The sequence below is a fragment of the Pseudomonas sp. DF5 genome (assembly GCF_058148225.1).
This window is the reverse complement of the sequence record NZ_JBYVYM010000021.1, coordinates 57,915-84,674: the sequence shown is the minus strand read 5'-3', so window position 1 is coordinate 84,674 and position 26,760 is coordinate 57,915. Positions and strand designations below refer to the sequence as shown.

Below are 26,760 nucleotides of genomic sequence, written 5' to 3'. Positions count from 1 at the left end.
CGTCGCTTCCCGCCTTTTGGAGGGGCCGCGCCTTGGCACGCTGGTGTTGTGGAAATCAGTTCAGGTTCGGTACAGCCTTGTGCAGCAAAATCGGGTCTTTCAAAACGGCAGCGGCGCTGGCGATGTCCGGCGCCAGCCAGCGGTCCTGGTCGTAAGCCGGAATACGTTCGCGCAGCAGGCGCCACGCGGCATCGGTGCCGGCGCCGAAGCGTTGCTCTTTCAGGAACTCAAAAGCCTGAGCCGCCAACAGGTACTCGATGGCGAGGATCTGCGTGCAGTTTTCCAACGCGCGATGCAGCTTCAGCGCGGCGTTGGTGCCCATGCTCAGGTGGTCTTCCTGCAAGCCCGACGTAACGTAGTTATCGAGCACCGCCGGCTGTGCCAACTGGCGGTTTTCCGCACACAGCGACGCCGCGACGTATTGCACGATCATCATCCCGGAGTTCACGCCCGGGTTGGCCACCAGAAAGGCTGGCAAACCGCTGACGTGCGGGTTGACCAAGCGGTCCAGGCGACGTTCGGCGATAGAGCCGATTTCGGCCATGGCAATGGCGAGCAAGTCAGCCGCCAAAGCAACCGATTGGCCGTGCGGATTGGCCTGGGACATGACACGGAAGTTGTCCGGCGTGCCCAACAGCAACGGGTTGTCGGTCGCGGAGTTGAGCTCGGTCTCGATCTGTTTTCTGGCGTGTTCCAGCTGATCGCGGGCAGCGCCGTGTACTTGCGGAATCGAGCGGATGCTCAGCGCATCCTGAGTGCGAATGCCTTTGCTGTTGGCGATCACTTCACTGCCGTCGAGCAATGCCCGCAGATTGATACCCACCTGTTGCATGCCCGGATGCGGTTTGAGCGCAATGATCTCGGCATCGAACGCGGCAATCTGACCACGCTGGGCTTCGAAGCTCATGGCGCCGATCACATCGGCCCACTGCACCAGGTTCGTTGCATCGGCCAGGGCCAGGCAGCTGAGGCCGGTCATGCACGGTGTGCCGTTGACCAGGCACAAACCATCTTTGGCACCCAGTTGAACCGGTTGCAGCCCTTCTTCGGCCAAGGCTTGTTGTGCAGAAACGATCTGCCCGCGATAGCTGACATTACCGACGCCCAGCAGCGCGATGCCGATGTGGGCCATGTGGGTCAGATAACCGACCGACCCCTGGGACGGCACTTGCGGAGTGATGCCGCGATTGAGCAACGCCAGCAACGCTTCGACTACCCGGCGGTGAATGCCGGATTTGCCATGGCTGTAGTTGTGGATCGCGGCGCAGAGAATCGCGCGAGTCTGCTCTTCGGACAGCGGAGCACCGACGCCGCAGGCATGGCTGAGCAAGGTGTTGCGCGACAGCTGGCTGAGTTGTTCGTCCTTGAGCGAGACGTTGCACAAGGCGCCCAGGCCGGTGTTGACGCCATAGGCGCGCTCGCCGCTGGCGACGATGCGCTGGACGATCGCCTGGGCATTCTCGATCCGCGCCCAGGTTTGGGCCGACAGCTCAAGCTGCACGCCGTGGCGGGCGACCGCGACCACATCCTGCCAACGCAACGGGGCATCGGCGATAACGATTTTTTCAGCCTGGGACATCTAGAGCCTCATACAAAATTCATGGACGTATGACACCTGTGGCGAGGGAGCTTGCTCCCGTTCGACCGCGCAGCGGTCGCAGATTTTCAGGGCCGCTTCGCAGCCCAGCGGGAGCAAGCTCCCTCGCCACAAAAACGATCAACCTCAAACCACCGCAGCCCGCCGCTGTACGAACCGGTCTACATACTCATCCGCCGGCGAATGCAGGATCTCTCGTGGCGTGCCGACCTGAATCAGCCGGCCATCCTTGAGAATCGCGATGCGATTGCCGATGCGCACGGCCTCGTCGAGGTCGTGGGTGATGAAGACGATGGTCTTGTGCAGGGTCTTTTGCAGTTCCAGCAACTGGTCCTGCATTTCGGCGCGGATCAGCGGGTCGAGGGCGCTGAAGGCTTCGTCCATCAGGATGATGTCAGTGTCCGCGGCCAGGGCACGAGCCAGGCCCACACGCTGGCGCATACCGCCGGAAAGCTGATGCGGGTATTTGTTTTCGTAGCCCTTCAGGCCCACGGTGTTGATCCAGTGCAGCGCGCGTTCGGAGCACACCTGCTTGCTCTCGCCACGCACTTTCAGGCCGTAGGCGACGTTATCCAGCACGCTTTTGTGCGGCAGCAGGCCGAAGCTCTGGAACACCATGCTGATCTTGTGCCGGCGAAATTCGCGCAAGGCTTCCATGTCGTATTGCAGGATGTCCACGCCGTCCACCAGGATCGCACCGCTGGTGGGGTCGATCAGGCGGTTGAAGTGACGCACCAGGGTCGACTTGCCGGAACCCGACAGGCCCATGATCACGAAGATCTCGCCGGTGCCGATGCTCAGCGACAGGTCATTCACGCCGACCACGCAACCGGTTTCGGCCAATACCTGGTCTTTGGTTTTGCCCTGGCTAATCATGGCCAGCGCATCCTTGGAACGGTTGCCGAAAATCTTGAAGACGTTTTTGACTTCGATCTTGCTGATGGCTGCGTTGCTCATTTGCTCACCTCATGCCGTGCACGACCGTACGCCTGTGTAATGCGGTCGATCACCACTGCCAGAATCACGATCGCCAGACCGGCCTCAAGACCACGTCCGACGTTGAGGGTCTGAATCCCCACCAATACGTCTTCACCCAAGCCACGGGCACCGATCATCGAGGCGATCACCACCATCGACAGGGCCATCATGGTGGTCTGGTTGATCCCGGCCATGATGCTCGGCAGGGCCAGCGGCAGTTGCACGCCGAACAGTTGCTGCCAGCGGTTGGCACCGAAGGCGTTGATGGCTTCCATCACTTCACCGTCGACCTGGCGAATACCCAGATCGGTCAGGCGGATCAGCGGCGGCGCAGCGTAAATAACGGTAGCGAAAATCGCCGGGACCTTGCCCAGGCCGAACAGCATCAGCACCGGGATCAGGTACACGAAGCTCGGCATGGTTTGCATGATGTCCAGCAACGGCATCAACACCGAACGCAGGCGATTGCTGCGCGCAGAAAGAATGCCCAACGGAATGCCGATCAGCACCGAGATGACCGTCGCCACCATCATCAGCGCCAGGGTCTGCATCAGCTTGTCCCAGAGACCGACCGCGCCCACCAGGAACAGCAGGCCGACGATGACCGTCGTGGTCACGACTTTGCGGGTCGCGTGCCAGGCCACGCCCGCCACGATCGCCAGCATCAGCCACCAGGGCGCCGCACGCAGCAGCCCTTCAAGATTGACGATGGCCCACAGCAGGGTGTCGGAGATGCTGCGGAACACGTCGCCGTAGTTGGTGACCAGCGTATCGACCCAACCGTTGACCCAGTCGGCGATGGAAAAGGTAAAGCTTTCGGGAAACATAAGAGACTCTCAATCAAGGGGTTGCGATCAAGCATCCGACTGCCGTTGCCGACAGTCGGAGAGGCTCAACCTACAAGGCCGCGTCGATTTTCTTGGCTGCGTCTTCGCTCACCCACGCGTGCCAGACTTCAGGATGTTCCTTCAAGAAGATCTTGGCCAGTTTTGGCGACTCGATCCGCTCTTTGGCCATACGCCCCAGGTTCTGATTCAACAGGTCGATCGGCAGGTTGACCTTTTCCAGCACGGTCACCAGTTCCGGGGCCTGCTCGTGGAAAGTCTTGGAGAGGCCGACCTTGATGGTCACGCGCTTGTCGACACCCGGTTTTTCTTCCAGTTTGACCACGTCGATCTGGCCCATCAGCGGGGTTGGCGACCAGTAGTAGAACAGGATCGGCTCGCCACGCTTGTAGCTCGACAGCACCGCCGCATCCAGCGCCGGGCCGGTGCCTGGACGGAAGTTGGTGTAGCTGTTTTCCAGGCCGTAGCTTTTCAGCATTTCGCTGTTATCCAGCTCGCAGGTCCAGCCGGCCGGGCAGTTATAGAACCGCCCTTTGGATGGCTCTTCGGCGTCCTTGAATACCGCGGAATATTTAGCCAGATCGGCAATGTTTTTCAGGTCCGGCGCCTTGGCTTCCAGTTTGCGCTTGGCGTCGCCTTCGATCACGTAGCGCGGCACGTACCAGCCTTCGACGGCACCCACCACCGGAGCGCCGACACCGACGACTTTGCCGGCCTTCTCGGCCTTGTTCCAGACTTCGCTGCGGCCGACCCACTCTTCGGCGAACACTTGGATGTCGTTGCTGCTCAGGGCGTTTTCCATGGTGATGGAGTTGCCCGGCAGGCTGTCGGTCTTGCAGTCGTAGCCTTTCTCCAACACGACTTGCAGCACGTCGGTCAGCAGCATGGCGCTTTCCCAGTTCAGGCCGGCGAACTTCACCGGTTTACCCGATTCGCACCAGCCAGCCGCCTGGGTAGCACCGGCACTGGCCAGCAGGCCCATGGAAAGCAAAGTGGTCAGCAGGGTCTTGTTCGATTTCATTGTGTGACGCTCCTAATCATGAGTTGGCTTACGGCAGTCAAGAGGCATCCAGCCCTGTCCACGTCCAATCAGGCCTGCGCTACGCGCGACCCGCCCCGCTTATTGTTGGGTCTGCAACATCGTGATCTCTGCAGGAGCTGCCGCGGCAGCTCCTGCAGTGGTCTTTTCTCTTATTTGCCGGTGATCATCGGCAGGTTCAGCCCCTGTTCCTTGGCGCAGTCGATCGCGATCTGGTAACCCGCATCGGCGTGACGCATGACACCGGTGGCCGGGTCGTTGTGCAGCACGCGAGCGATACGCTCGGCCGCTTCGTCAGTACCGTCGCAGACAATCACCATGCCCGAGTGCTGGGAGAAGCCCATGCCTACGCCACCGCCGTGGTGCAGGGAAACCCAGGTCGCGCCGCTCGCGGTGTTCAGCAGAGCGTTGAGCAGTGGCCAGTCGGACACGGCATCGGAACCGTCCTGCATCGATTCGGTTTCGCGGTTCGGGCTGGCTACCGATCCGGAGTCCAGGTGGTCGCGACCGATCACGATTGGCGCGGACAATTCACCGCTACGGACCATTTCGTTGAACGCCAGACCGAGCTTGGCGCGCAGGCCCAGGCCAACCCAGCAGATACGTGCCGGCAGACCCTGGAAGCTGATGCGCTCGCGAGCCATGTCCAGCCAGTTGTGCAGGTGGGCGTCGTCCGGGATCAGTTCTTTGACTTTAGCGTCGGTCTTGTAGATGTCCTGCGGGTCGCCCGACAGTGCAGCCCAACGGAACGGGCCGATGCCACGGCAGAACAGTGGACGGATGTAAGCCGGTACGAAACCCGGGAAGTCGAATGCGTTTTCCACGCCTTCTTCTTGCGCCATCTGACGGATGTTGTTGCCGTAGTCGAAGGTCGGGATGCCTTGCTTCTGGAAATTGAGCATCGCTTTGACGTGAACGGCCATCGATTGCTTGGCGGCCTTGATCACGGCAGCAGGTTCAGTCTTGGCGCGGGCGCGGTATTCGTCCCAGGTCCAGCCGGCCGGCAGGTAGCCGTTGAGCGGGTCGTGGGCGCTGGTCTGGTCGGTGACCATGTCCGGGCGCACGCCACGACGGACCAGTTCCGGGAGGATTTCCGCGGCGTTGCCCAGCAGGGCGATGGAGATCGCCTTGCCTTCGGCAGTGTATTTGGCGATACGGGCCAGGGCGTCGTCGAGGTCTTTGGCTTGCTCGTCGACGTAACGGCTTTTCAGACGGAAATCGATGCTGACCTGCTGGCATTCGATGTTCAGCGAGCAGGCGCCGGCCAGGGTTGCAGCCAGAGGCTGTGCACCGCCCATGCCGCCGAGGCCTGCGGTCAGGACCCAACGACCTTTCAGATCATCGTTGTAATGCTGGCGACCGGCTTCGACGAAGGTTTCGTAGGTGCCTTGAACGATGCCCTGGCTGCCGATGTAGATCCAGCTGCCGGCGGTCATCTGGCCGTACATGGCCAGGCCTTTGGCGTCGAGTTCGTTGAAGTGCTCCCAGTTCGCCCAGTGTGGTACCAGGTTGGAGTTGGCGATCAGAACGCGTGGTGCGTTGCTGTGGGTCTTGAACACGCCGACCGGCTTGCCGGATTGCACCAGCAGGGTCTCGTCGTCGTTCAGGTTGGTCAGGCTTTCGACGATCTTGTCGTAGCATTCCCAGTTACGTGCCGCACGACCGATACCACCGTAAACCACCAGTTCTTTAGGGTTCTCGGCGACTTCCGGGTCGAGGTTGTTCATCAGCATGCGCAGCGGCGCTTCAGTCAGCCAGCTCTTGGCGGTCAGCTTGTTACCACGCGATGCGCGGATTTCAACGTCACGGTGCTTAGTAAAAGAAGCGGTCGTAGGTTTATTCTCAGTCACGAAAAGAACTCCTCAGCAATCAATCCAAACCAACCCAGGCAGTGGGCGAGCAAGCCGATGGGCGTCAGTGCACATCAGCGAATCAGTGGACGATGGTTGAGTCTTCGTGACTCATACACATACGTCTTTACTTGTACATACAAGCATATGCAATCAAGCGGCCAACTTGTTGAATGAGCATCCAAGAAAATTTTTTCCAGGGCTGGAAAGCGCTTGAATCAAGGGTTCTGGCGCAGATGAAATTTTTCGCGGGGATTTATTCGAGGACGTGCCGGTTGTTACTTGAGCGTGGTTTTGCGCCACGCTGGGGCGTTCGGTAACAAACTGGTGCGCGATGGGGAACGGATTGGCGAGGACGAAAAGCATCGCGGGCAAGCCTCGCTCCCACAAGATTGTCATCGACCTTGTGGGAGCGGGGCTTGCCCGCGATAGAGGCGACTCGATATTGAATCAGCGTGCAGTCAGCTCAATGACACAGCACGAACCATTGATGGCGATGTCCAGCAGACCGACGTTACCGTCCAGTTGCAGGCAATCATGGCGACCGAGTTGCGATGCGTTGTTACCGACCTTCACTTCAAGCGCTTCACTGACGCTGAACACCAGCAGAGTCCCGGCTTCACTAAAAAACCGCTGCTTGCCTTCCAGCCACTGCAACCGCGCACTGTAGCGATCCGGAGCATAAATCAGGTTGAAGTCGCGAATCGGTCCGCCGAGCAATGCGCAGGACACATGACTCTCACCACTGAAGGCAAACGGGTCCAGCGGTAACAACGCCCGCGTGTCCTGACCATCGACACGCAAGGTCATGCCTTCGCCCTGCAGTACGGTGATCACCCGCTCATACCCGGCAAAGGTGGAAAAACCGCCCGACTCGCCAATGTCGGCAATCGACAGGCGCCAGCCAAAACCATCAAGACCTACCCCCGTATCACGGGTGATTTCTTCAGTGCTGCCGCCGCCGTTCTTCCACGGCATGCGCGGGTAATCGGTTGCGCGTAAAACCTTCAACTGACTCATTTATGGCTCTTCTTATTTGTGGAACCGTCCTTCCAGACGATGACGGGAACCGGGGTGGATCAAACGGGCAGCGGTCACTGGCTGACGGCCGGACCAGGTGCGGCGACGAATCAGCAGGCACGGTTCGCCCTTTTCAATCTGTAGCAACTTGCACTCGGACGGCTCGGCGAGAATCGCTTCGACCACATGCTCGCCTTCGGTCAACGGCGCGACCTGATTCAGATAGGCGTATGGCGTTTGCAGGGTGAAGTCTTGCTTGAGGTACTCCGGCGCCACCAGTGCATTGACGAAACGGTCTTCGATTTGCACCGGGATATCGTTTTCGAAATGCACGATCAGCGAGTGGAACACCTTCTGGCCTTCGCGCATGTCCAGGGCCAGGGCCCGCTCGGAACCGGCGGCCTCTTCTTCGAGGGTGATCACCTTGCACGTGTGACGATGACCACGGGAGGCGATCTCGTCGGCGATGTTGTGCACTTCAAACAGCGCAGACTGACTTTTTGGCTCGGCGACGAACGTTCCAACGCCTTGCATACGCACCAACAGGCCGTCGGCAGTCATCTCGCGCAGGGCGCGGTTGATGGTCATGCGGCTGAAACCCAGCTGGTTGACCAGTTCGCTTTCCGACGGAACGCGGTAGTGCGGCGGCCAGTTTCCACTGTCGATTTGCTGGGTGATCATCTGTTTTACGCGGGCGTACAAGGGCGCCGGACTGTCGCCCATGTTCGCGGCCAACGGGGAGACTGCAGGCGGAGTCGGCACGGTTAATCCTTGTTCATTTGGTAGAGGTTGCTAGCTTGCCGGAGTTTACCGAGCAGGCAAACGTCTGTATATGTATATACAAATAACACACGATGGGGTGCTGAACCATGTCCGCCTTCTTTGCCGAACGCGCGCTGCTGCCTAGTGGATGGGCCAACAATGTACGTCTTGAAGTCAACGCCGATGGCGTGCTGACCCATATCCAGGCCGATTCCCACGCAGATGGCGCCGAACGGTTGAGCGGTCCGCTGCTGCCGGGAATGCCGAATTTACACTCCCACGCCTTCCAGCGGGCCATGGCGGGACTTGCGGAAGTGGCGGGTAATCCGAATGACAGTTTCTGGACCTGGCGCGATCTGATGTATCGGCTCGTCGGAAAAATCAGCCCGGATCAACTCGGCGTCATCGCCCGTCAGCTGTACATCGAAATGCTCAAGGCCGGTTACACATCGGTCGCGGAATTCCATTACGTCCATCACGACAATAATGGCCAGCCGTATGCGGACCCCGCCGAACTGGCACTGCGCATCAGCCAGGCGGCCAGCTCCACCGGTATCGGCTTGACCTTGCTGCCGGTGCTCTACAGCCACTCCGGTTTCGGCGGCCAGGCCCCGAACGAAGGCCAGCGCCGCTTTATCAACAGCACCGAAAACTACCTGAAGCTTCAGTCGCGTTTGCAGCCGATTCTGGCGCAGCAACCGGCGCAGTCGCTCGGCCTGTGTTTCCACTCGTTACGCGCGGTCACACCGCAGCAGATCAGCGAAGTGCTGGCGGCCAGCGACAAGCAGTGCCCGGTGCACATTCACATCGCCGAGCAACAGAAGGAAGTCGATGACTGCCTGAGCTGGAGCGGTCGCCGTCCGCTGCAATGGTTGTACGAAAACACCGAAGTCGATCAACGCTGGTGCCTGGTCCACGCCACCCACGCCAACCCGGAAGAAGTCACGCTCATGGCCAAGAGCCGCGCCATCGCCGGCCTGTGCCTGACCACTGAAGCCAACCTCGGCGACGGGATTTTCCCGGCGGTGGACTTCCTGGCGCAGGGCGGGCGCATGGGTATCGGTTCCGACAGCCATGTGTCGTTGAGCGTGGTTGAAGAATTGCGCTGGCTGGAATACGGCCAGCGTCTGCGCGATCAGCGGCGTAATCGGCTGTATGGCGCCGATCAGCCGATGGTCGGCCGCACGCTGTACGACGCCGCGCTGGATGGCGGAGCCCAGGCGTTGGGCCAGCCGATCGGCGCCCTGGAAGTCGGCAAGCGCGCGGATTGGTTGGTGCTGGACGGCAACGATCCATACCTGGCGACAGCCAGTGGCGACGGGATTCTCAATCGTTGGCTGTTTGCCTGTGGCGATCGCCAGGTCCGGGATGTGCTGGTCAATGGCCAGTGGGTCGTGCGCGATGGGCGGCATGCCGGTGAAGAAGAGAGTAACCGGGCATTCACCCAAGTCCTGCGTGATCTCTTGGGCTGACGCAAAAAAATGTGGGAGCGGGCTTGCTCGCGAAAGCAGTCTGTCAGTCAACAATTGTGTTGGTAGTGACAGTTCTTTCGCGAGCAAGCCCGCTCCCACATTTGATCTTCGTTAGCAGTCAGTTCGAGGTTTTAGCCATCTTGGCATCCGACGTACGCCAGATCAGTCGCGTCGTGTCATAGCCCTGCTGACGCGCCCTGCTCAGCAGTTCTTCACGCACTACACCATTGACCGTCGGGGTCCGTGACAGTAGCCAGAGATGATGGCGGCTCGGGTCACCGACAATCGCGGTCTTGTAATCATCGCTGACATACAACACCCAGTATTCTCCCTTCGACACACCGGGTATCAGTCGCGAGAACCAGGTATCGAATTCGACCCACAGCTTGTCGGCCTTGCCGGGTACCTGTGGATAAGCCGTGCCCTTGGCCTCTTCCCATTGCCATTGCGAAGTCAGGCAGCGGTTCAGCACCGCCATCCCACCGTCAGGCTTGAGGCTGTAATGGGCTTCGGATTGCGCACAGTTACGCTGGAAATACACCGGCAGACGCGCCAATTCGTACCAGGTTCCCTGGTAACGCTTGAGGTTGACGCTGTTGACGGTCTTGGGCGCCAACGGATCTACGCCAGAAGAGGCGCAGCCGGCCAATACCAGGCCGGCCAAAAGAACGATCAGGAACCGCTTCATTATTTTTTTCTCCCGTGGGCGAAAAGCCCCGGTTTACTTCAGGCCTTGGCCCGAAAACATCAGCACTTTGTCACCGGCATACTGCACGCTGATAAAGCTGTTTTTGTCGCCCCAGGTGCAGCTGGACATGCCGAGTGCGCCCGAGCAGTCGGTCGGTTTGCCCAGCAAGGTTTCAACCTCGGCCTTGGGCATGCCGGTCGACAGCTTCGAATAATTTTCCTGATTGATCTTGCTGCACGCGGCCAACAGCACGCAGAACGAGAGCAAGGCGATAGAACGCAGCGACATGGTGTAACTCCTGGAGCGGAAGAGAGGTGGCATGTTGCCAACCAGAAGCTTAGAAGAGAAAACCCTAATCTGGTTCCCCGACCGTCCGCCTATTTATTAGGCCACTCGTCAGCCTTTTACCAATAAATCAGCCCCTTTCTCACGCCCTTGAGTATTTCGTCGGTTTTCGTCGATACCTGCCTAATCTTTGGCGCCGGCCAGTCGACATAAAAGCAGCGCCAAGCCCTCGACTGTGGCAAATTGACGCCCCTTTGCTGACCAGCCACTGCGCGGTAGATCACTTAATGACCAGAAACATGAAATTCAGCCACAAGATCTTGTTGGCAGCCGCTCTTGTGGTGGCCGTTGCATTCGCCTGTTTCATCCTGTTCAACGATTACCGCCAGCGGCAAACCCTGCGCAGCAGTACTGAGTCCTCGATGCAGGAACTCGGCAGCCTGACCACCAGCAACATCCAGACCTGGCTGGAAAGCCGCATCCAATTGCTGCAATCGCTGTCCCAGCAGATCGCCGTGGACGGCGGCGCCCCGGCCAACCTCAAACGCGCCATCGACCTGCCTGCCTATACCAGCAACTTCCAGCTGAGCTACTTCGGCGGCACCGATGGCGTGATGTTCTCGGTGCCGGCTGGTAACCGCGCCGCGGACTATGACCCCCGCGCCCGTGGCTGGTACAAGGCAGCCAACAATGCGCAACAGACCATCGTCACCGAACCCTACATCGCGGCGTCGTCGGGCAAACTGGTGATCACCGTGGCCACACCGGTGAAGTATCAGAACCAAATGATTGGCGTCGCCGGCGCGGATATCGACCTGTCCAGCGTCAGCGCAATCATCAACTCGCTGAACTTCGGCGGCCATGGCCATGCGTTCATTGTCAGCGCCGACGGCAAGATCCTGATCCACCCGGACAGCAAACTGGTGCTCAAGAGCTTGACTGACGCCTATCCCAACGGCGCGCCTAAAGTCAGCCCGGGCTTGAAGGAAGTCGAACTGGACGGTAAAACCCAGTTCATCTCCTTCACCCACGTTAACGGTGTGCCGTCGGCGGACTGGTATGTGGCGCTAGTGCTGGATCAGGAAACCGCGTTCTCGATGCTCAGCGAATTTCGCACCTCGGCGATCATCGCCATGGTCATCGCCGTGGTGATCATCATCGCGCTGCTGAGCATGTTGATCCGCGTACTGATGCAGCCTCTGCTGATCATGGGCCGCGCCATGCATGACATCGCCGAGGGCGAAGGCGACCTGACCAAACGCCTGACCATTCACGGCCAGGACGAATTCGGTGCACTGGGCACCTCGTTCAACCGTTTCGTCGAGCGTATCCATACCTCGATCCGCGAAGTCTCTTCGGCCACCGGCCAGGTCAACGAAGTTGCCCTGCGCGTAGTGGCGGCCTCGAACTCGTCGATGTTCAACTCCGATCAGCAAGCGTCGCGTACCAGCAGCGTCGCGGCAGCGATCAACCAACTCGGTGCCGCCGCCCAGGAAATCGCCCAGAACGCCGCCCTCGCCTCGCAACATTCGAGCGACGCACGCAGCCTGGCCGAAGAGGGTCAGCAGGTAGTGGATAAAACCATCGCCGCGATGCACCAGCTTTCGGCAAAAATCAGCGATTCGTGCGGCAACATCGAAACCCTGAACAGCAACACGGTGAACATCGGACAGATTCTGGAAGTGATCACCAGCATCTCGCAGCAAACCAACCTGCTGGCCCTCAACGCGGCCATCGAAGCGGCGCGCGCCGGTGAAGCCGGCCGTGGTTTTGCCGTGGTGGCCGACGAAGTACGCAACCTCGCCCACCGCACTCAAGATTCGGCGCAGCAAGTGCAGAAGATGATCGAGGAGCTGCAAGTTGGCGCCCGGGAAGCCGTCAGCACCATGACCGACAGCCAGCGTCAGAGCGAAAGCAGCGTCGGCATTGCCAACCAGGCCGGCGAACGCCTGGGCAGCGTGACGCAGCGCATCGGTGAGATCGACGGGATGAACCAGTCGGTGGCCACCGCGACCGAAGAACAGACCGCTGTGGTGGAATCGATCAACGTCGACATCACCGAGATCAACACGCTGAACCAGGAAGGTGTGGAGAACTTGCAGTCGACTTTGCGTGCGTGTGCCGATCTTGAGCAGCAAGCGGCGCGGTTGAAGCAGTTGGTCGGTAGTTTCCGGATCTAAGGCGCTCTCACCGGCCTCATCGCGGGCTTGCCCGCGATGCCGGCATCAGCAACAACGAAAAGCTAGAAGCGCGATCCTGGCCCCGAAAGAAACTCCAGCTCCTCAGCCGTAGACTCACGCCCCAACACCGCATTGCGATGGGGAAACCGCCCAAATCGCGCAATGATCTTCTGATGCCGTTCGGCGTAATCCAGGTTGCTGGCAAACACCGCCCGATCCGCCTCGGGTTGCTGTTCAACCAGATCGAGAAACCGCGAAACCGCTTCGTTCTGCACCGCCAGGTTTTCGCAGTGCTCGAACACCAGATAGATAAATACCCGCTGGATCGGTTGCAGTTGCCGATCGAAATCCGCGGCAATGCCTTGCGCCACCAGTGCCTGGGCCCTGACGTCGCCGGAAAAGGATTTGGGGGTGTCGCGAAAGATCATTCGCGGCAATTGATCGAGTAACAGCACCAGGGCCAGCCAACCTTCGGGGCGTTGCGCCCATTCGGTCAATCCGCCGGCCAGTGCCTGCTCGACCAGATCCCCGAAACGCATCCGCGCTTCGAGGTCCTGACTGTCACGCTTGCCGAACCATAACTTGCCCTTGTCAGCCGCTATTTCGTTGGGTGATTCGAAAGATCCAAACCACCATTCGAGTAACGGCTGCCAGGGCGCGGTCATGTTTTATTCCTTGTGGTAAGCCGTGACGCGGGCAACTTCTTCTTTCGAACCGAGGAACACCGCAACACGCTGGTGCAGGCCTTCCGGCTGGATGTCGAGGATGCGCTGGTGGCCGTCAGTGGATGCGCCACCCGCTTGCTCCACCAAGAACGACATCGGGTTGGCTTCGTACATCAGGCGCAGTTTGCCCGGCTTCGACGGCTCGCGGCTGTCGCGTGGGTACATGAACAGACCGCCGCGGGTCAGGATGCGGTGCACGTCGGCCACCATCGCGGCGACCCAACGCATGTTGTAGTTCTTCTTCAGCGGGCCTTCATCGCCAGCCAGCAACTCGTCGACGTAACGTTGTACCGGCGCTTCCCAGTGACGCTTGTTGGACGCGTTGATCGCGAATTCCTGCGTGGACTCCGGAATCGTGATGTCTTCATGGGTCAGTACGAAGCTGCCCATTTCACGATCCAGGGTGAAGCCTTTGACGCCATTGCCCAGGGTCAGCACCAGCATGGTCTGTGGACCGTAAATCGCGTAACCGGCGGCAACCTGCTGAGTGCCTGGCTGCAGGAAAGCCTTTTCGTTCAAAGGCTCGTTCTGGGTCAGGTATTCGTTCGGGCAACGCAGCACCGAGAAGATCGTACCGACCGGCGCGTTGATGTCGATGTTCGACGAACCGTCCAGCGGGTCGAACACCAGCAGGTACGCGCCTTTCGGGTATTTGCCCGGGATCTGGTAGGCATTGTCCATTTCTTCGGATGCCATGCCGGCCAGGTGACCGCCCCATTCGTTGGCTTCGAGCAGGATGTCGTTGGACATCACATCAAGCTTCTTCTGCACTTCACCTTGGACGTTTTCAGTGCCCATGCTGCCCAGGACACCACCCAGGGCGCCTTTGGAGACGGCGTGGCTGATTTCCTTACAGGCACGCGCCACCACTTCGATCAGGAAACGCAGATCGGCAGGAGTGTTGTTGCTGCGGGTCTGCTCAATCAAATAGCGACTCAGGGTAACGCGGGACATGGACGGCTCCGGAGGAATGGGGGGGCTAAAAACCCGCGCAGTTTAACGCGAGTCGGGGCGCATTTCCTCCTATCAGACGTGATACACCCAATAGAGTTCATGCGCGGGGTTGAGCGTAGTTGGAAATGGGCTGCGATTGGGCGCCAGTTTCGATATTTTTGGTGGCAGGAAGGACGTCTTCGCGGGCAACCCTCGCCCCTGCAGGAGCGGCTTGCCCGCGATCTGGCGCACAGCGCCAGCCATCCTCAGGATTTAGCAGCAGGCTTGCGCAGCAAACTGAACGCCATACCCCCCAAAAACAGCACACTGAGCAGCAAAACCGCCCACAGCCCGATCTTTTTCCAGTTCGTGCCCAGCACCGTTGGCGCTGTCGCCACCGGGGTCACCACAGCCCCGCCGTCCACCGTCGCCTTGCCCAACGTCGCCAGCTTTGCCGCGCTGTAATCGGGAATCAGCGTCGACAACGGCAAGCTTGCAGCCTTCACCGTCGCACTTCCCAGCGCCAGCGTATAAGGCCCGGCCCCGCGCGCCAGGAACACCAACTGCGTGGAGCGCACGGCATACCGCACGGTGGGTGCTTCGGCACCCAGGCCACCGCCGCGTTCATCCACCGTCAGTTTCAATTGCTGCACGGTCTGACCCGACAACTGCAATTCGTTCTGCACCACGTCCTGGCCATTCTGGGTCAGGCGATAGAGCAAACCGTTGGTCAGCGGTTGCCACGGCAGGCTGGTCTCCCGGCGCCCCGACAATGTTACCGGTGCCAGGCTGTTGGGCTGATTCAGCTCGATCTGCAAACGCTGGACGTTCAACCCCATCGGCAATTGCCAGATGTACTCACCGGCCTTCACGCTGCTGCCGGCCAAGGGTTGCGACCAGACCAACGGCAGCGGCAAGGTGCGAGGGTTGGTGCTTTCCAGTTGCGCCGAGGTCAGCACTGGCGCCGACTGAGGCGAATTCCAAAGCAAACGCAGATAGCGCGCCGATTGCCCCGGCAGGCCGACTTCATGTTGCTCGACCCGTTCGTCGGCAAACGTCAGACGCGCCACCTGCCCTTCCCCCCACGACTGCCAATGCTGCAAATCGTTGCTGGCCTCGATGCTGAAACGCTGGAAGCCGTCGCGTTCACTGGTCCAGTCGAGGATTAATTGCTGCAACGGCGCCTTGATGCCGCTGGCATCGAGTAACCAGCCACGCAGTTCTTCTTCGCCCGCCTCCAACTGGCTGGACGGCTGCACTTCGATCAACGTGCCGTTGGTGTTCGATTGCACCCGTACGCTTGGCGTGCGTTCGCTGGCATCCGCCGAGTTGTACAACGGGAACCACTTTACGTCGGTCAGCGTGCGGTTTTCGTGAGTCTGCGCAGGCTCTCGGGCCAGAGCGTACGCCTGAGGCTCACCGGCGGCGTTGAACACACGCACATCGCTGAGATCGGTTTGCCGCGCGTTCAGTTGCACGCCCAAGGGCAGTTCCAGGCGATACCACGGGCCCTCGCCGCTCACAGACAATGGCACCTGCGTGGCGAAGTCCGCAGGTTTTTCCTGCGCGCCAGCCGACAGTGTCACACCCAGCACAACAGCAGCCCACCAGCCCAGGTTCAGCTTCTGACTCAAGATGACGCTCCTTCGGTTTCAGGGGCCGGTTTTTCAGCATCCGGCACGGCTTCGGCACGCTTGGGTGGCAACGGGGCGAAATAGCCCACCACCAACAGCAACACGCCAACGCCGATAAACGACACGATCCGCGCCAGCCCGCCGCGGTTACTTAATTCGACGAAGAACAATTTGGCGACCACCAGCGCGATCAGCGCCGCGCCGATCAGCCAGACTTCGCGGCGATGACGCAGATGCCCACCGATCATCAGGCTCAGGGCCATCAGGGTCCAGACGATGGACAGGCCGGCCTGCACCAGCATCGATTCAAGCAGCAGATCCAGCGCGAACGGCACGCCACCCCAGTGGTGAGCCGCGCGCATCACCAGCGCGGTAAAGAAGGCGAACAGTGAAACACCGGCAATCACCTGCGTGGCGTTATCGGTGTAATCCTTGCGGATCGCCAGTTGCGTGACTGCGTTGCGGGACCAGACATAAACACCGAACAGGGCGAACAACAGGCCCAGCTCCAGCGGGTTGATCAGTGGCACATAGGGCAACGGCTCGGCGGTGCCGTCGCTGGCCATGTTCGCCAGCCAGAACCAGCCGAGCATCAACAACGCCAAAGGCGCGGCGGCATAGACCCGGTACTCGCGGGGATAAGCCGACACCGGCCATGGCCACGTGCGCGGTGCGGCCATCAGCACCAGATACAGGCTCGGCAGAATTGCCCAACCCAGCCAACGCCAGGCGTTGTACTGCTCCGACAACAGCAGCAAGCCATAACGCAGCTCCAGGGCCAACACGCCGATCAATAGCCAGCAACCGAGCACATGGGCGGTGCTCAGGGCTTTTTCGGGCAACATTGGCGCTAGCCGCCGCAGCGAGGTGAAATGCACGACGAACACCGCGGCCCAAACCAGCCAGCCGAAGTTGGCGGCCGGGTGATAACGCGAATGCCAGGCCGTGAGCAACACCAGACCGGCGGCGGGAATCAGCAAGGTGCAGAGCAAGCCCAGCGACGACCACTTCAGGCGCAGCGCCAGCACCGCCCACAGCGCCACACTCACCGCCGCGACCGCCAGCAACAACGTCGCTTGCAGGTTCACAGGCGCAAAACGCAGCACTTCGCTGATCCACGCCAGTGCCCACCAACCCGTGCCCCACACCAGCAACACTTCGGACAAGCGCTGCAGGCTCAACACATCGAAAGCCGAAGCATGGTTGCCTAGCTGCAAACGCCAGGCCCCGACAAATGCCGCCAGCCCCAGCACCAGCGGTGTCCAGAACCCGCTATGCGCCAACGGTCGCAAGCCTTCGCTGAGCAGCGGCCCGAGCAGGTCCGGCCCGGCGAACAGGAACGCTACGCCGCCGATCACCTGCAACAGCAGACCAAAGACAAAACTCACACGCTGCTTCAGGTACAGACTCAGCCAGATGATGAACAAACCACTGGCCGCCCACACCGCACTCGCGGTTTGCCACGGCAACACGAACAGCACAGCCAGGTTGATCAGCACCAGACCGGCCAATAGCACCACTGACAAGCCACGCAGCAAACGCACATCGCTGCGCACCATTTCATCGCGGGCCGCCAGCAGCATGCCAGCGATCAACGCCAACCCGATCAGGGACGCGCTGAGCAAACCGCTCCATCCGGCGCTGAACACCGCACCCGACTCTCCGCTTGCCCCTTGCAGCCGCACCAGGAACAACGCACCGCCGAGCAGTTGCACGGCGAACGCACTGAACAGGAACGCTCGCGATTGCAGGCGCAGGCCGACGAACAGCGTCACCAATCCGGCCAACGCCCAACTGATCGCCGTGCCGTGAGTGAAGAAAAACAGCGGCGCCAGCAGATAGAGGAACGTCAGGCCCAGGCAGGCCAGCACCGGCAAGCCTTGGCGTTCCCGCGTTGATACCTGTTCGGGTGACGCTTTGCGCAATTGATAGAAGCTGAAAAGCAACGCCACGCCAAGCATCAACGCCCCTAGCGGCGCGCCATCGAGCAGACTGCTCTCGCCGCTGCGCAATTCGCTGAGAAAGGCCAGCGCCGAACCCAGTTGCAGCAGCAAGGCAAAGGCCCGCGCCAGCGGTCGTCGTTGACGCAGGCCGAGCCAGTAAATCCCCGCGCCTTCCACCGCCCAGGCTGCGGCAGTCCAACGCGCGTCCAGCCCCAGGGGGATCGCCAGACTGGCGAAGATCACCCCCAGCGCCAGACAGGTTTCGGCCAACAACAGCGCTCGGCCACCCATCAGCAACTTGGCCAGGCCCATGTAGATCATGCCCAAGGCCAACGCACTGAAGGCTGCGGCAAATTCAAAGTGCTCCACCAGTGCGAACTGCAGACCGAAGCCCACCAGCGGTGGCGCGAACAGCATCATGCCGTCGACGTAATCGCCCTTGTGCGCCGACCAGTGCAGCAGTGCTTCACGGCTGCCGTCCTCGGGCGCGTCGCTCATCTCCAGCAACTTGCGCCGGGTGAACAACAAACCGATGGCCAGGTACATCAGGAAAAACAGAATCAGGAACGGCTCGGTGCTCCATAGCAGCTCCGGTCTATAGGAGCGCAGGCCCCAGGCAAAGCCGATACCGAAGGTGCCGACAAACCCGATCAGGTTGAGCAGCCGCCAGGCCTTGAACCACGCGATGGCGAGGATGCCGGCGTTGAGCAGGGCGAAATAGCTGAACAGCGCGACGTGATTGCCGGCGCCGGTGGAGGTCAGGATCGGCGCGGCGAAACCGCCCAACGCAGCTGCGGCCGCCAGGCCCAACGCATTTTGGGTAATGGCGAGAATCGCCGAGAACACCGTTACCACCACCAACAGGCCCAATGCTGCCTTTGGATCAAGCAACGGATGCAGACGCATCGCGGCAAATACCGTGAGGTACAACACCGCGATCCCGGTGCCTTGCAGCATCAGCGCGTAGTTGCTGTTGCGCAGTCGCAGCCACCAGCCCAGCGCGAGCAGGCCCAAGGCCGCCGCCGCAACGCCGGCGTAACGCAACTCGATCGGCACAACCATGCCTTCGGTGGCATAGCGCAACAGGAAGGCCAGGCCGAGGAACAACAGCACCACACCGACCCGCAACACGGTATTACCGCCGAACAGCCAGTTGCGTGCGCCGCTGATGGCGCGCTCGATGAAGCTCGGGCCGCGCGGCTCAGCCGGTTGCTGCGGTTTGCGGGCAACCGGCTCGGCTTGCCAGACATCGGCGGGCAGCGGACGACTGGTTTCGGCAGCGGCCACAGTGATGGGTTCGAATTCGGGGGGTAGTTCCCAGACCAGCTCCGTGGGTGCGACAGGGGCTTGCTCAAGACTGATTTCAGGCGATGCAGCAGGTTCGCTGACAACCGGTTCGCCTGGTTCAGGTGCCTTGGCACCCGACACCTCCAGCAACGCCAGTCGCTGCTCGACCGCATTCAGCGCAACCTGAGCCTGATCAAGCAAGCGTCGCTGCTCGGTCGATTGAGTACTCAAGCGGCCAATGCGAATGGCCTGGCCGAGACCCAGCCCGAGCAACGCGCCCAACAGCGCCTCGCTGAACGACTCGTCAAGCATCCAGCCCAGCAGCAGCCCAATCAGCATGAACATCCATTGCATGGTCGATATCCCTAAGCGGCCCCGTGGCGGGGCTGATCCGTGCGATACAGCCTCTGGCTCAGTCTAGTGAGCAGGCACCCGGAATCCAGTGTGGGAGCGGCAGTGCGCCGCCCCCACACTGGGTCAGGTTGGTGCTTAGTATATCGATCAGGCCCAACGGACGTTGGGCCTTGCGCACATTTGTTGCTAAAAATTACTCCAAAGCCTTCCAGATATCCGTTGCGTACTCGCGAATGGTCCGGTCGGATGAGAACCAGCCCATCCGCGCAGTGTTCAATACCGCCGAGCGCCACCACTCTTTAGAGTCGTGCCAGTGAGCTTCGACCCGCATCTGCGCGTTCCAGTAAGAGTCGAAATCGGCGCAGACCAGGAAACGGTCGTAGTCCACCAGCGAATCAATCAGCGCGGTATAACGGGACGGATCGTCCGGTGAGAACACCCCGCTGCGAATCGCTTGCAGCACATCGTTGAGCCGATGGGAGGCGGCAATGTCCGGCGCTGCGTTGAATTCATGGTTGCGCTTGCGCGCCTCGACTTGCTGGGCGCTGAGACCGAAGATGAACATGTGCTCGGCACCGATGCGCTCGCACATTTCCACGTTGGCGCCGTCCAGGGTGCCGATGGTCAGTGCGCCGTTGAGGCCGAACTTCATGTTGCTGGTGCCCGAGGCTTCGAAGCCGGCAGTGGAAATCTGCTCCGACAAGTCCGCCGCCGGAATGATGCTCTCGGCCAGGCTGACGTTGTAGTTGGGCAGGAACACCACTTTGAGCAAACCGCGCACCGTCGGGTCGTTGTTGACCACCCGCGCAATATCGTTGGTCAGTTTGATGATCAGCTTGGCCTGGTGATAACTGGCCGCCGCCTTGCCGGCGAAGATTTTCACCCGCGGCACCCAATCGATTTCCGGCTCGGCACGAATCGCCTGATACAACGCAACGGTGTGCATCAAGTTGAGCAACTGACGCTTGTATTCGTGGATCCGCTTGACCTGCACATCGAACATCGCCGCCGGATTGACCGCGATCCCCAGCCGCTCATGAATCAGATAAGCCAGGGCTTTCTTGCTGTGCAGGCGCTGTTCGGCGAACTGCTTGCGAAATGCAGTCTTCTCGGCAAACGACTCCAGAGCGAGCAAGTGCTCCTCGGGGTTGTCCAGCAGGCTCGGGCCGAGGGCGTCGACCAACATGGAGGTGAGTTCAGGGTTGGCCTGATAGAGCCAGCGGCGGAAGGTAATGCCATTGGTCTTGTTGTTGATCCGGTCCGGGTAAAGCTTGTGCAGTTCGGAGAACACCGTGCTGCGCATCAGCTGCGTGTGCAGGCCGGACACTCCATTGACGCTGTGGGAACCCAGGAATGCCAGGTTACCCATGCGCACGCGGCGACCGTTGTCTTCCTCGATCAGCGAAATCGCACGCAGCACGTCGAAATCGTGAACGCCTTTGGCTCGCAACGAGTCGATGTGCTGGGCGTTGATCAAGTAAATGATCTGCATGTGCCGAGGCAGCATCCGCTCCATCAGACTGACCGGCCAGGTTTCCAGCGCTTCCGGCAACAGCGTGTGGTTGGTGTACGACAGCGTGTCGACCGTGATCTGCCACGCCGCGTCCCACGCCACGTCATAGACGTCGACCAACTGACGCATCAGCTCAGCCACGGCAATCGAGGGGTGAGTGTCGTTGAGTTGAATCGCGGCGTGATCACCCAGGGTCAGCACCGAGGTGTGCATGTTGCGATGGCGACGCAACAGATCCTGCAGGGATGCGGCGACGAAGAAATACTCCTGGCGCAGGCGCAATTCCTGGCCGGCCTCATTGCTGTCCGCCGGATAGAGCACGCGGGAGATACTTTCTGCCCAGGCAACTTCCGCGACCGCGCCCAAGTGGTCGCCCGCGTTGAAGCGCTCCAGATGCAAGTCCTCCATGGCTCGGGCGCGCCACAGCCGCAGTGTGTTGACGCTCGCACCACGCCAGCCGACCACCGGAGTGTCATAGGCAATGGCCCGCACGGTTTCCGCCGGGGACCAGACTTGCCTGGACTTGCCGGTTTCATCGGTCACGGTTTCGACACTGCCGCCGAAACCGATCGGGTAGGCAACCTCTGGCCGTTCGAACTCCCACGGGTTGCCGAAGTCCAGCCAGTGTTCGGTCTGCTCCTGCTGCCAGCCGTCGACGATGGCCTGGCGGAACAAACCGTGTTCATAACGAATGCCATAACCATGGCCGGCGATGCCGAGGGTCGACATGCTTTCCATGAAGCACGCCGCCAGACGTCCGAGGCCACCGTTGCCCAGTGCCGCATCGGGCTCCAGCAGACGAATGCGTTCGATGTCGACGCCCAGTTCGGTCATGGCCTCGCGGGCCACATCGAGCAGGCCGAGGTTGCTCAGGCTGTCGTAGAGCAAGCGACCAATGAGGAATTCAAGGGAAAGGTAATAAACCCGTTTCTGGCCTTTGCGGTAAATCTGCCGGGTGTGATCCATCCAGTGCTCGACCATGTGATCACGCGCCGCCAGGGCAATGGCTTCGAACCAGTCGTGGTCGAAGGCGTGATCCGGGTCTTTGCCCACCGCGTAAGTGAGCTTGGTCAAGACGGCGTCGCGGAATGCGGCCACCTCTGCTTCGCGAACAAGTGGTTCTTGAGTCATCGATAAGACCTCGAGCGAGCGTGAAGTTGTCTGAGCCTAGTCGGTCTGACAGACCGTAGAGACTCTGGTTCGGCAGTTTTTCCTGTTAGTACGAGATAGATCGACATTACGTTGTCGTGTGCCAGAAACAATGCAGGGGCCGTGCCGGACACAGGACTATTTTGCGACAAGCAAAAAAATCTGGCGAAAGGTTGTTCAAAAATCCACCAGTCCCGGTATGATCGCGCGCCCTGATGCACACGCTGGTAACAACCGATGATGAAGCCCAACCTGATCGCCGCCGCGGAAATCGATCGCCTCGATACCTGGGCCAAGTACTCTGCCCCAATGTGCGGCTCGTGCATGTCCAGCTGCTGCACGCTGCCGGTCGAGGTCAAGATCAAGGATCTGATCCGTATCGGCATCGTCGACGAATTCGAACTGGGCGATCCACCCAAGAACATCGCCAAGCGCTTGCAGAAGGAAGGGATTGTCGAGCGCTACAACCAGAAGTCCGAGATCTTTACCCTCCAGCGCATGAGCAACAACGATTGCCTGTACCTGGATCGTAAAAGCCGTTTGTGCACTATTTATGATAAGCGCCCGGACACCTGCCGCAACCACCCGAAGATCGGACCGCGGCCGGGGTATTGCGCGTACAAGCCTAAAGAAGTGGTGCGCGAGACCAGCAGCTCCAGCCGCACCCTCGAAAAGTTTTAAAGCCGCCTCGATCCCCGTAGCAGCTGTCGAGCCCCAGCGAGGCTGCGTTCGGCAGCGCAGCAGTCGCAGGCCTGAAAACACGATTTATATGATGCACCGCAGCGTTTGATTTCACGACTGCTGCGCAGTCGAACACAGCCTCGCAAGCTCGGCAGCTGCTACAGCCTGACAAACAAAAACGCCCCCGGCCTTTCGACCGGGGGCGTTTTCATTCAGCCTGAGTTAACTCAGTTCTTGGCTTTCTTGGCAGCGCGGGTACGCTCGCCTTCGTCCAGGATCTTCTTACGCAGGCGGATCGACTTAGGTGTCACTTCGCACAGCTCGTCATCCTGGATGAATTCCAGAGCCTGTTCCAGAGTGAAGCGAACAGGTGGAACCAGGGCGATGGTTTCGTCTTTACCCGAAGCACGCATGTTGTCGAGCTTCTTGCCTTTGGTTGGGTTGACGCCCATGTCGTTGTCACGGCTGTTCAGACCAACGATCTGACCGTTGTAGATCTCTTGACCGTGTTCAACGAACAGCTTGCCACGTGCCTGCAGGGTTTCCAGGGAGTAGGTCAGTGCCTTGCCGGTTTCTACCGATACCAGAACACCGTTCTGACGACCGGACATGTCGCCGGACTTCATGGTGTCGTAGCGATCGAAGATCGAGGTCAGGATGCCAGCACCGTTGGTCAGGGTCAGGAACTGGTTACGGAAACCGATCAGACCGCGAGCAGGGATGTTGTACTCCAGACGAACACGGCCTTTGCCATCCGGCACCATGTTGGTCAGGTCGCCTTTACGCAGGCCCATCTCTTCCATGACCTTGCCCTGGGATTCTTCAGGGGTGTCGATGGTTACGTTTTCGAACGGTTCCTGCTTCACGCCGTCAACTTGACGGATGATCACTTCCGGACGACCAACGCCCATTTCGAAGCCTTCGCGACGCATGGTTTCGATCAGTACCGAGAGGTGCAGCTCACCACGGCCGGAAACCTTGAACTTGTCAGCCGAGTCGCCTTCTTCAACGCGCAGTGCAACGTTGTACAGCAGCTCTTTGTCCAGACGTTCCTTGATGTTACGGGAAGTCACGAACTTGCCTTCTTTACCGCAGAAAGGCGAGTCGTTTACCTGGAAGGTCATGGAAACGGTCGGCTCGTCAACGGTCAGAGGCTTCATCGCCTCGACGTTGTCCGGCTGGCACAGGGTGTCGGAGATGAACAGCGAGTCCATACCGCTCACGCACACGATGTCACCGGCAAACGCTTCTTCAACGTCGATACGGTGCAGGCCGTGGTGACCCATCAGCTTCAGGATACGACCGTTACGCTTCTTGCCGTCGGCGCCAATGGCCACGACTGGAGTGTTCGGCTTGACGCTACCACGAGCGATACGGCCAACACCGATAACACCCAGGAAGCTGTTGTAGTCCAGTGCCGAGATTTGCATCTGGAACGGGCCTTCACGGTCAACTTTAGGAGCCGGTACGTTGTCGACGATCGACTGGTACAGCGGGGTCATGTCTTCAGCCATGTCGGTGTGGTCCAGACCGGCAATACCGTTCAGGGCCGAGGCGTAGACGACTTTGAAGTCCAGCTGTTCTTCGGTAGCACCCAGGTTGTCGAACAGGTCGAAGATCTGGTCCAGAACCCAGTCCGGACGCGCGCCTGGACGGTCAACCTTGTTGATGCACACGATTGGACGCAGGCCGGCTTCGAACGCCTTCTTGGTCACGAAACGGGTTTGCGGCATAGGGCCGTCTTGAGCGTCAACCAGCAGCAGAACGGAGTCGACCATCGACATTACGCGTTCAACTTCACCGCCGAAGTCGGCGTGGCCCGGGGTGTCCACGATGTTGATGTGGTAGCCGTTCCAGTTGATGGCGGTGTTTTTCGCCAGAATGGTAATACCGCGCTCTTTCTCCTGGTCGTTGGAGTCCATCACGCGCTCGTCGTTGAGCTCGTTGCGCTCCAGGGTGCCGGATTGACGCAAGAGTTTGTCTACCAGGGTGGTTTTACCATGGTCAACGTGGGCAATGATGGCGATGTTGCGTAGATTTTCGATCACTTGTGTATCTCGATCAGAGGATTCGGTGTGCTGACAAGTCTTGGCAGCGATTAACAGTAGCGTCCGTACAAGCCGTTACAACTTGACGGTGGCATCGGGGGGCCGGTGACGCAGGCCACAGGCAAACAGCCCCGGGCACTTAGCTCGGTCGATAAACGCGCACATTGGCATGCCCCTCACTGAGCAAATGGTGGGCATGCAGGCGACTCATCACGCCTTTGTCGCAATACAGCAGGTACTGGCGAGTAGGGTCCAGTTCCTTGAAACGAGCGTTCAGTGCATAAAACGGCATCGTCTGTACCTCGATACCAGGAAGCTCCAGCGGGTCGTCTTCGGCGGCATCCGGGTGACGGATATCGATGATGATCTGGCCCGCCAGCGCTTCGCTGACTTCTTCAATCTGCAAGTCCTGGCCCAATTCGTCGATCACGCGATCGATCGGCACCAGTTTGGCGTTCTCGAGCGCGCGCTCAAGGACTGCCATGTCGAATTCTTTCTCTTCGTGCTCCACGCGGTAGCGCTTGGCCGCCGTCTTCGGATTGACCGAGATGACCCCGCAGTACTCCGGCATGTGCCGGGCGAAATCGGCGGTGCCGATCTCGTTGGCCGTGTCGATGATGTCCTGCTTGTGACTGGCGATCAGTGGACGCAAGACCAGCTTGTCGGTCACGCAGTCGATCACGGACAGGTTCGGCAACGTCTGGCTCGACACCTGGGAGATCGCCTCACCCGTGACCAGCGCTTCGATGTGCAGTCGATCGGCAATTCGGGAAGCAGCGCGCAACATCATACGCTTCAAAACTACACCCATATGACTGTTATCGACTTTCCCGAGAATTTCTCCCAGAACTTCCTCGAACGGCACACTGACAAATAACACGCGTTGGGAGCTGCCGTACTTCTTCCAGATGAAGTGCGCGACTTCCATCACGCCCAGCTCATGGGCTCGTCCGCCCAGGTTGAAGAAGCAGAAATGGCTCATCAGCCCGCGGCGCATGATCTGGTAGGCCGCAACGGTGGAATCGAAGCCGCCGGACATCAGTACAAGCGTCTGTTCCAGGGCTCCGAGCGGATAACCGCCGATGCCGTTGTGCTGGCTGTGGATCACGAACAACCGTTGGTCGCGAACTTCGATACGGACTTCGATTTCGGGCTTTTTAAGATCGATCCCGGCGGCACCGCATTGGCGGCGCAACTGGCTGCCGACATATTTCTCGATGTCTATCGAACTGAATGGGTGCTTGCCCGCACGCTTGCAGCGCACCGAGAAAATCTTTCCGGCCAGCGCATCGCCGTAGTGCTGCTTGCACTTCTCGACGATGTCGTCGAAATCGCCCAGCGGGTACTCGTCGATCTGCAAAAAGTGCGCGATGCCCGGCGTGCAAGTCAGGCGCTCGCCCATCTCTTTCAGGACCTTGGGGTCGCTGACGCGGGTTTCCAGCTCGAGATTGTCCCACACACCGTTCACCACCACGGCCGGGTCCAGGTCGCGGAGCACGGTACGGATGTTTTTGGCCAACTGGCGGATGAAACGCATCCGTACCGGGCGGCTCTTGATGGTGATCTCGGGGAAGACTTTTACGATTAGTTTCATGAAAACAGCGCGCGCAGGGCCAGCCGAAAAAGGGGGGCGCGGATTATAGCGGAAATTGCTCAAGGTTTAACCAGTTAATGTGCAGAAGGTTTTGAGCGCACCAAAACAGGTCATTTACGGAATTCAACGCTACATTACAGGGCGAGATTTTGCGCTTTATGGTGCGCCGCCCCCTTATAAGCG

The 26,760-nt window shown here is 59.9% G+C and carries 19 protein-coding genes and 1 pseudogene; 4 read left to right on the top strand and 16 right to left on the bottom strand.

Features of this window, described 5'->3' with window-relative positions:
• Nucleotides 1-55 precede the first annotated feature (55 nt).
• The 7 genes from hutH to hutC form a co-directional block, all read right to left on the bottom strand.
• The gene (gene hutH, locus AC30D7_RS19555) at nucleotides 56-1,579 is read right to left on the bottom strand and encodes a histidine ammonia-lyase (RefSeq protein WP_490135153.1); all 1,524 of its coding nucleotides are present in this window, start codon (nucleotides 1,577-1,579) and stop codon (nucleotides 56-58) included.
• 144 nt (nucleotides 1,580-1,723) lie between these two features.
• Nucleotides 1,724-2,554 carry a quaternary amine ABC transporter ATP-binding protein gene (locus tag AC30D7_RS19550; RefSeq protein ID WP_096481383.1) on the bottom strand — a complete coding sequence of 277 codons (831 nt, stop codon included), beginning with the start codon at nucleotides 2,552-2,554 and terminating at the stop codon, nucleotides 1,724-1,726.
• Nucleotides 2,551-3,402, bottom strand: a complete 852-nt coding sequence (locus AC30D7_RS19545) for an ABC transporter permease (protein WP_490135152.1) — start codon at nucleotides 3,400-3,402, stop codon at nucleotides 2,551-2,553. The genes AC30D7_RS19550 and AC30D7_RS19545 overlap by 4 nt, the downstream gene beginning before the upstream one ends.
• Nucleotides 3,403-3,472: 70 nt before the next feature.
• Entirely contained in the window at nucleotides 3,473-4,441 is a 969-nt protein-coding gene (locus tag AC30D7_RS19540) for an ABC transporter substrate-binding protein (protein ID WP_018929183.1), read from the bottom strand.
• Nucleotides 4,442-4,611: 170 nt separating this feature from the next.
• Nucleotides 4,612-6,309 carry a urocanate hydratase gene (gene hutU / locus AC30D7_RS19535; protein WP_490135151.1) on the bottom strand — a complete coding sequence of 566 codons (1,698 nt, stop codon included), beginning with the start codon at nucleotides 6,307-6,309 and terminating at the stop codon, nucleotides 4,612-4,614.
• A gap of 450 nt (nucleotides 6,310-6,759) precedes the next feature.
• Nucleotides 6,760-7,329, bottom strand: a complete 570-nt coding sequence (locus AC30D7_RS19530) for a HutD/Ves family protein (RefSeq protein ID WP_490135150.1) — start codon at nucleotides 7,327-7,329, stop codon at nucleotides 6,760-6,762.
• 12 nt (nucleotides 7,330-7,341) lie between these two features.
• On the bottom strand, nucleotides 7,342-8,052 hold the full coding sequence (hutC, locus tag AC30D7_RS19525; protein ID WP_177318976.1) for a histidine utilization transcriptional repressor HutC: 711 nt from the start codon (nucleotides 8,050-8,052) through the stop codon (nucleotides 7,342-7,344).
• Between the two features lie 146 nt (nucleotides 8,053-8,198).
• Here hutC and AC30D7_RS19520 point away from each other — a divergent pair, with 146 nt between their 5' ends.
• Complete coding sequence (locus tag AC30D7_RS19520; protein ID WP_490135149.1) at nucleotides 8,199-9,563, top strand: formimidoylglutamate deiminase; 1,365 nt, start codon at nucleotides 8,199-8,201, stop codon at nucleotides 9,561-9,563.
• 118 nt (nucleotides 9,564-9,681) lie between these two features.
• Here AC30D7_RS19520 and AC30D7_RS19515 read toward each other — a convergent pair whose 3' ends face one another.
• Together AC30D7_RS19515 and AC30D7_RS19510 are read right to left on the bottom strand one after the other, a co-directional pair.
• A complete protein-coding gene (locus AC30D7_RS19515; RefSeq protein WP_490135148.1) occupies nucleotides 9,682-10,251 on the bottom strand; it encodes a lipocalin family protein in 570 nt (189 codons plus the stop codon).
• A gap of 33 nt (nucleotides 10,252-10,284) precedes the next feature.
• Nucleotides 10,285-10,539 carry a hypothetical protein gene (locus tag AC30D7_RS19510; RefSeq protein ID WP_019581819.1) on the bottom strand — a complete coding sequence of 85 codons (255 nt, stop codon included), beginning with the start codon at nucleotides 10,537-10,539 and terminating at the stop codon, nucleotides 10,285-10,287.
• A 284-nt stretch (nucleotides 10,540-10,823) separates the two neighbouring features.
• On the opposite strand from AC30D7_RS19510, the pseudogene AC30D7_RS19505 reads away from it, so the two are divergent.
• Nucleotides 10,824-11,858, top strand: a pseudogene (locus AC30D7_RS19505) (HAMP domain-containing protein); the annotation flags it as partial.
• A 93-nt stretch (nucleotides 11,859-11,951) separates the two neighbouring features.
• Nucleotides 11,952-12,716, top strand: coding sequence for a methyl-accepting chemotaxis protein (locus AC30D7_RS19500; RefSeq protein ID WP_370695245.1), 765 nt, complete (start codon nucleotides 11,952-11,954; stop codon nucleotides 12,714-12,716).
• Between the two features lie 62 nt (nucleotides 12,717-12,778).
• Here AC30D7_RS19500 and AC30D7_RS19495 read toward each other — a convergent pair whose 3' ends face one another.
• The 5 genes from AC30D7_RS19495 to AC30D7_RS19475 all read right to left on the bottom strand — a co-directional run bounded on the left by AC30D7_RS19495 (nucleotide 12,779) and on the right by AC30D7_RS19475 (nucleotide 22,236).
• Complete coding sequence (locus AC30D7_RS19495; RefSeq protein WP_490135147.1) at nucleotides 12,779-13,381, bottom strand: DUF924 family protein; 603 nt, start codon at nucleotides 13,379-13,381, stop codon at nucleotides 12,779-12,781.
• 3 nt (nucleotides 13,382-13,384) lie between these two features.
• Nucleotides 13,385-14,395 carry a class 1 fructose-bisphosphatase gene (locus AC30D7_RS19490; protein ID WP_007933966.1) on the bottom strand — a complete coding sequence of 337 codons (1,011 nt, stop codon included), beginning with the start codon at nucleotides 14,393-14,395 and terminating at the stop codon, nucleotides 13,385-13,387.
• 245 nt (nucleotides 14,396-14,640) lie between these two features.
• Entirely contained in the window at nucleotides 14,641-16,008 is a 1,368-nt protein-coding gene (locus AC30D7_RS19485) for a DUF3999 domain-containing protein (RefSeq protein ID WP_019581814.1), read from the bottom strand.
• A complete protein-coding gene (locus AC30D7_RS19480) occupies nucleotides 16,005-19,592 on the bottom strand; it encodes a DUF2339 domain-containing protein (protein ID WP_490135146.1) in 3,588 nt (1,195 codons plus the stop codon). Before AC30D7_RS19480 ends, AC30D7_RS19485 begins: the two co-directional genes overlap by 4 nt.
• 193 nt (nucleotides 19,593-19,785) lie before the next feature.
• The gene (locus AC30D7_RS19475; RefSeq protein ID WP_490135145.1) at nucleotides 19,786-22,236 is read right to left on the bottom strand and encodes a glycogen/starch/alpha-glucan phosphorylase; all 2,451 of its coding nucleotides are present in this window, start codon (nucleotides 22,234-22,236) and stop codon (nucleotides 19,786-19,788) included.
• Nucleotides 22,237-22,494: 258 nt separating this feature from the next.
• Here AC30D7_RS19475 and AC30D7_RS19470 point away from each other — a divergent pair, with 258 nt between their 5' ends.
• Complete coding sequence (locus tag AC30D7_RS19470) at nucleotides 22,495-22,935, top strand: YkgJ family cysteine cluster protein (protein WP_026286653.1); 441 nt, start codon at nucleotides 22,495-22,497, stop codon at nucleotides 22,933-22,935.
• 227 nt (nucleotides 22,936-23,162) lie between these two features.
• On the opposite strand, the gene typA is transcribed toward AC30D7_RS19470, so the two are convergent.
• Nucleotides 23,163-24,983, bottom strand: a complete 1,821-nt coding sequence (gene typA, locus AC30D7_RS19465) for a translational GTPase TypA (RefSeq protein WP_008028025.1) — start codon at nucleotides 24,981-24,983, stop codon at nucleotides 23,163-23,165.
• 139 nt (nucleotides 24,984-25,122) lie between these two features.
• On the bottom strand, nucleotides 25,123-26,577 hold the full coding sequence (gene thiI, locus AC30D7_RS19460) for a tRNA uracil 4-sulfurtransferase ThiI (protein ID WP_026286654.1): 1,455 nt from the start codon (nucleotides 26,575-26,577) through the stop codon (nucleotides 25,123-25,125).
• Nucleotides 26,578-26,760 lie beyond the last annotated feature (183 nt).

Bases quoted from the DNA above. Each gene is read 5' to 3' on its own strand.
- AC30D7_RS19515 (WP_490135148.1), bottom strand. From the start codon at position 10,251: ATGAAGCGGTTCCTGATCGTTCTTTTGGCCGGCCTGGTATTGGCCGGC.
- hutH (WP_490135153.1), bottom strand. From the start codon at position 1,579: ATGTCCCAGGCTGAAAAAATCGTTATCGCCGATGCCCCGTTGCGTTGG.
- AC30D7_RS19545 (WP_490135152.1), bottom strand. From the start codon at position 3,402: ATGTTTCCCGAAAGCTTTACCTTTTCCATCGCCGACTGGGTCAACGGT.
- hutC (WP_177318976.1), bottom strand. From the start codon at position 8,052: ATGGGCGACAGTCCGGCGCCCTTGTACGCCCGCGTAAAACAGATGATC.
- AC30D7_RS19470 (WP_026286653.1), top strand. From the start codon at position 22,495: ATGAAGCCCAACCTGATCGCCGCCGCGGAAATCGATCGCCTCGATACC.
- AC30D7_RS19500 (WP_370695245.1), top strand. From the start codon at position 11,952: ATGTTCAACTCCGATCAGCAAGCGTCGCGTACCAGCAGCGTCGCGGCA.
- AC30D7_RS19490 (WP_007933966.1), bottom strand. From the start codon at position 14,395: ATGTCCCGCGTTACCCTGAGTCGCTATTTGATTGAGCAGACCCGCAGC.
- AC30D7_RS19540 (WP_018929183.1), bottom strand. From the start codon at position 4,441: ATGAAATCGAACAAGACCCTGCTGACCACTTTGCTTTCCATGGGCCTG.
- thiI (WP_026286654.1), bottom strand. From the start codon at position 26,577: ATGAAACTAATCGTAAAAGTCTTCCCCGAGATCACCATCAAGAGCCGC.
- AC30D7_RS19530 (WP_490135150.1), bottom strand. From the start codon at position 7,329: ATGAGTCAGTTGAAGGTTTTACGCGCAACCGATTACCCGCGCATGCCG.
- AC30D7_RS19495 (WP_490135147.1), bottom strand. From the start codon at position 13,381: ATGACCGCGCCCTGGCAGCCGTTACTCGAATGGTGGTTTGGATCTTTC.
- AC30D7_RS19550 (WP_096481383.1), bottom strand. From the start codon at position 2,554: ATGAGCAACGCAGCCATCAGCAAGATCGAAGTCAAAAACGTCTTCAAG.
- AC30D7_RS19480 (WP_490135146.1), bottom strand. From the start codon at position 19,592: ATGCAATGGATGTTCATGCTGATTGGGCTGCTGCTGGGCTGGATGCTT.
- AC30D7_RS19510 (WP_019581819.1), bottom strand. From the start codon at position 10,539: ATGTCGCTGCGTTCTATCGCCTTGCTCTCGTTCTGCGTGCTGTTGGCC.
- AC30D7_RS19520 (WP_490135149.1), top strand. From the start codon at position 8,199: ATGTCCGCCTTCTTTGCCGAACGCGCGCTGCTGCCTAGTGGATGGGCC.
- AC30D7_RS19475 (WP_490135145.1), bottom strand. From the start codon at position 22,236: ATGACTCAAGAACCACTTGTTCGCGAAGCAGAGGTGGCCGCATTCCGC.